At 62.5% G+C, this 4,197-nt stretch carries 5 protein-coding genes and 1 pseudogene; 4 read left to right on the top strand and 2 right to left on the bottom strand.

All coding sequences use genetic code 11. From position 1 onward, the window contains the following. The 4 genes and pseudogenes from CQ12_RS45355 to CQ12_RS34695 form a co-directional block, all read left to right on the top strand. A pseudogene (locus tag CQ12_RS45355) lies at positions 1-210 on the top strand (hypothetical protein); the annotation flags it as partial. A gap of 137 nt (positions 211-347) precedes the next feature. Beyond that, positions 348-725, top strand: a complete 378-nt coding sequence (locus CQ12_RS34705; RefSeq protein ID WP_057839776.1) for a PRC-barrel domain-containing protein — start codon at positions 348-350, stop codon at positions 723-725. A 96-nt stretch (positions 726-821) separates the two neighbouring features. Further along, positions 822-1,358 carry a PRC-barrel domain-containing protein gene (locus CQ12_RS34700; RefSeq protein WP_057839775.1) on the top strand — a complete coding sequence of 179 codons (537 nt, stop codon included), beginning with the start codon at positions 822-824 and terminating at the stop codon, positions 1,356-1,358. A 187-nt stretch (positions 1,359-1,545) separates the two neighbouring features. Beyond that, complete coding sequence (locus CQ12_RS34695; RefSeq protein WP_057839774.1) at positions 1,546-1,758, top strand: dodecin family protein; 213 nt, start codon at positions 1,546-1,548, stop codon at positions 1,756-1,758. A gap of 127 nt (positions 1,759-1,885) precedes the next feature. On the opposite strand, the gene CQ12_RS34690 is transcribed toward CQ12_RS34695, so the two are convergent. Both CQ12_RS34690 and CQ12_RS34685 read right to left on the bottom strand, forming a co-directional pair. Beyond that, positions 1,886-2,740, bottom strand: a complete 855-nt coding sequence (locus tag CQ12_RS34690; RefSeq protein WP_057839773.1) for a DUF4118 domain-containing protein — start codon at positions 2,738-2,740, stop codon at positions 1,886-1,888. 223 nt (positions 2,741-2,963) lie between these two features. Beyond that, a partial coding sequence (locus tag CQ12_RS34685; RefSeq protein WP_245310288.1) for a DUF4403 family protein occupies positions 2,964-4,197 on the bottom strand: 1,234 nt, incomplete at its 5' end.

Raw genomic sequence — 4,197 nt, 5'->3', positions numbered from 1 at the left:
GGTCCGCCGCCTTCTGATGGCGACTCGTCGAGCGACGATACGTCATCGGCATCGTCATCTTCCTCGGCGTCGGTGGAAGACATCCTCAAGCAGTTTCTGGAATTGCTGAAGGAGTCGCAATCGGCCTCATCATCGACATCCTACGGCTCGACCGGCACGACATCGAGCAGCGCCTCCTTCTCGGCGCTGTTGATCGACTTCCAGAGCTGACGTTCTTCCCGCGTCGGCCTGTCGCAACCATCCTTTCCGAAAGGGAAGGATGGTTGTCTCATTTCCAGCGGCCTTTCGGCGGCGGAACCGCTCACGCAGTGCAACGTTGGTTGCCACACAGATGTGTGGAGGGTCCAATGGCAAGCGACGTCATGGCCAAGCCGCATCCGTTGATCGCGAGCGACCGTGTCGAGGGGACCGCGGTGCGCCGGCCGAACGGGGATACGATTGGCCACATCGAACGGCTGATGATCGACAAGGTCACCGGCAAAGTATCCTATGCCATCCTGAGCTTCGGCGGCTTTCTCGGCATCGGAGCCAATCTGATTCCGTTGCCGTGGGGGCGGCTGCGCTACAGCACCAGGTTCGAAGCCTACGAACTCGATATCGACGATGAGGAGCTGAAGCGCGCGCCGTCATTCCGCGCGGACAAGGATTTCGACTGGGGCGATCGCGCCAAGGAAGCAGAGCTGCATCGCTATTACGGCATGCCGCCCTACTGGGGCGGCTTCTGACCGCACGCAAAGCGAGTGTTCCCGCCGAATACGTATGGAACACTTGTTAATGTGCCGGGTTTTCCTCGAAGGGTTTCTGAACTGAGGAGAACCGATATGTTGACCAAATATGCCGTTGCCGGCATCGCGGCCTCCGCGCTGCTGGCGAGTGTCGCGTTTGCGCAAACTCCGTCGGCAACGACCGACAAGGCCACCACCGCTGCGCCCGCGGCTGCGTCCGATACCTCGTCGTTCAAGGGCAACTGGCGGACCTCGAAGCTGGTTGGCTTGAACGTGTACAACGACAGCAACGAAAGCCTCGGATCGATCAACGATCTGCTGGCCGACAAGAACGGCGATATCAAAGCCGTGGTGATCGGCGTCGGCGGATTCCTCGGCGTCGGTGAGCATCTCGTCGCGGTGCCGATCGACAAGGTGAAGTTCGTCGATGAGCCGATCGCCTATACCAGCACCTCGAGTGCGCCCGCCACCGGCGGCGCACGGCCTGGGGCCGGTTCGGGCACGACGACGGGTGCTGCGACCGCGCCTGCCCCGGCCGTCAAGAAGAACCCGTGGTATCCGGATCACGCCGTGTTCAGCGCGACCAAGGATCAGCTGAAGTCGATGCCGGAGTTCAAGTATTCGACCGAATAACGCCGCGGCCTTGAAACGGCAGGCTTCCTCAGAATGGCCGGACGGCGTAATGCCGCCCGGCCATTTGATTTTGGCAGCGCCCATTTTGTGCATGGTGCGGCGCAGCCTATCGGCATGCGCGCCGCGATGTTAGGTTGTTTCTCGGCAGGAGCATCTGCCTCCTGCTTCACAGCAACGGGAGGACGACATGCCTGATAGCGTCTACAAGGTCATCGAGCTGGTCGGCACCAGCAAGGAATCCTGGGAGAAGGCGGCTGCCGCGGCGGTCGGCCGCGCGGGAAAATCGTTACGCGATCTCAGGGTAGCCGAGATCGTGAAGCTCGATCTGCAACTGGACGCTAAAGGCGAGATCGAGGCCTATCGCGCCAAGGTGAACGTCTCGTTCAAGTTCGAGGATTAGAAGTCGATGCGCAGATGCGTAGGGTGGGCAAAGGCGCGCTTGCGCCGTGCCCACCACCGCCTTCGGGCGAGATGGTGGGCACGCTTCGCTTTGCCCACCCTACGCAGCGTTCTGACGTCGGCGGCCGCTATTGCTGATTTCTGCCGAGACCCTCAGCGTGTTTGCGGTCAAGCGTCAGGGCGAGAACACGCGCGATGACATCGACAAGGACGTCTGGTTTCGAAGGGGGCTCGTCCGGGTCGAATGCCAGTCCGATGACGGCATTTTGGGCTTCTGCCGTCTTCACCGGCCAAAAGTCAAAGCGCGAAGCGACGTTTGGGTAGACGCCGCTGTGCATCACGGTTCCGGTCGCAAGCGCAGATCGTGCCACTTCCAGATCGGCTTCTTGCGGCTCCAGGTCGCCGACTTGTTCAAGAAGGACTAACCTGCCTTCGGTAACGAGCATCACGGCGACAGGAACCTGGAAGAGTGCAGCAAGTGCCTGGGAAGTGATCGAGATGACCGCCTTCGTGCTGCCAGCTGCGGCGATGTCACGGCAGTAACCTTGCAGCACACTTACCTGCCTTTTCAACCGCTCAGTCTCGGCGGCCCTCAGGTGGGAAGTGAAGGCAACGCCACTGACGATGAGGCCGACGACAAACAGCAGCCCGATCGCCCAGATATTTGCCGCGTCATCAACGGCGAGCGAATAGCGCGGCTCGGTCAGGAAGAAATTGAAGGCCAGCGCGCCAAGGACCGCCGAGCAGAGTGACGGACCCAGGCCGAGGCTGACACCCGCAACGATCACGGGCACAACAAATACGAGGGATAGGTTCGGAATCGTCAGATGGCTGTCGACACCGACAGCCACGACGGTTGCGAAGGCGGTCATTGCGATTGACGCAAGGTAGCGCGCCACTTCCAACGCTGCCGGGCCTAGAAGGGGACTGGCGTCGAGCCCCTGGGTGAGATCCTGTTGCAGTTTCGATTCAATGCTGGTCATGGGTTCAACTCCCGCTTGGCGATTTGTCGCGATTCCAGACCGCACGGGAGAGATCGGCCTTCCGGTATATGAAATCGAGAGCATGGTTCGGCCGGCGTTATAGGAACGGCATAAGAGGCCCAATGCGGTCGTTCGCTGATTGCGCTCGAAATCGCGCGGAACCCGTCATTTGGCCTGTTGTCACCTCCTCACACGAGGGGGTGATGGTCGCTGTCTCGTCGCGTCACAGCGCCGGCAGCGCGCTGACATAGACATTGATCGCGCCTTCGGCTTCCGCGATCACGCGCAGCGTTTTGGAATCGAAGGCGATGTCGGCAAGGCGCAGCTTGCTGATCTCGGCCGTGACGCGCAGGCCGTCCTCGTTCTTCTGGAAGTCGGCGATGACGGCAGCGATCTTCTGCTGCGCATTGCTCGCGAACGGCTTGAGGTCGACGACAGCCTTTTCCGCCAGCGTCTTCTGCAGATGCGGGATCGCCGCGCGCGCCGCCGCACCCAATAGCCCAAAGGCGGCCTCCGACTCGACGGCTAGCTCGATATCGGCCAGCCGCAGCGTCTGCTCGGCCTGATCGAGCACCGGCCTTCCCCAGATGTGCACATTGGCTTCGCCGGCGAGGCCGAGGAAGCTCTTTTTCTCCTTGGCGTTCACCAGCAGCGAAATCAGCAGGCGGTTGCCGGATGCGGCCACGCTGGCGCGCTTGACGGTGACGTCGACCGCGCCCGAACCATCTTCCGGAAATGTCTTTCCGGCGAACTGCGCCTCCACGATCTTGTTGAGTTCGGTGAAGGGCATGTCCATGGGCACGCCGATCGCGACCCGTCCCGGCGTCGGCGGCACGATGGCGATGGTGGCGGGGAACGGGCAGGAGGGCTTGGTCTCGGCCGGCGTGATGCGGGTCTCCGCCTCGATACCGAGCGTCAGCGTCAGGTTCGTCGCATCGATACGCGGCTGTGCGGCGATTGCGCGCGTCGGGCGCAATTCCAGCCACAGCGTCGGCATGGTCGATCCGGCTGTCGTGCCTTGCAGTGGGATCGAGCGGCAGGCCTTGGCCCATTGCGCCCGCGCGTTCCGCTCGAAGGTCGGATCGTTGCGCATGCGCGCCTGCACCAGCGCGATCTGTTCGGCGACATTCTGGTCGATCAACGGCTTCACCTGCGCCGGCACGTTGACGCGCGCGCCGGCCACCGTGAGGCTGGTGTCGCCGAGATTGACCTGCGCCGCCAGGTTCGGCTCGATGCGCCAGTTCGCGGCGATCTTCGGCCGTGAGGTGATGACGACGTTGCCCTTGATCTCGGCGCTGGCGTTGAGGTTCTTGATGTTCACGCTGCCGATCTGCTTGGCGACGTTGCCGCCGAGCAGGCCGCCGAGCGCCTCGCCGACCGCCCCGGTCGCCTTTGCCGACAGCGATCCCGTGACGTTCAGCGTGCCGGTCAGCGGTGTTGCCAGCGACAGCGCGTCT

This window comes from Bradyrhizobium jicamae (genome assembly GCF_001440395.1).
GTDB classification, from domain to species: Bacteria; Pseudomonadota; Alphaproteobacteria; order Rhizobiales; family Xanthobacteraceae; genus Bradyrhizobium; species Bradyrhizobium jicamae.
Note: the sequence above shows the minus strand (reverse complement) of the source record. Positions and strands in the feature narration are given on the sequence as shown.

Bases quoted from the DNA above. Each gene is read 5' to 3' on its own strand.
- CQ12_RS34695 (WP_057839774.1), top strand. From the start codon at position 1,546: ATGCCTGATAGCGTCTACAAGGTCATCGAGCTGGTCGGCACCAGCAAG.
- CQ12_RS34690 (WP_057839773.1), bottom strand. From the start codon at position 2,740: ATGACCAGCATTGAATCGAAACTGCAACAGGATCTCACCCAGGGGCTC.
- CQ12_RS34705 (WP_057839776.1), top strand. From the start codon at position 348: ATGGCAAGCGACGTCATGGCCAAGCCGCATCCGTTGATCGCGAGCGAC.
- CQ12_RS34700 (WP_057839775.1), top strand. From the start codon at position 822: ATGTTGACCAAATATGCCGTTGCCGGCATCGCGGCCTCCGCGCTGCTG.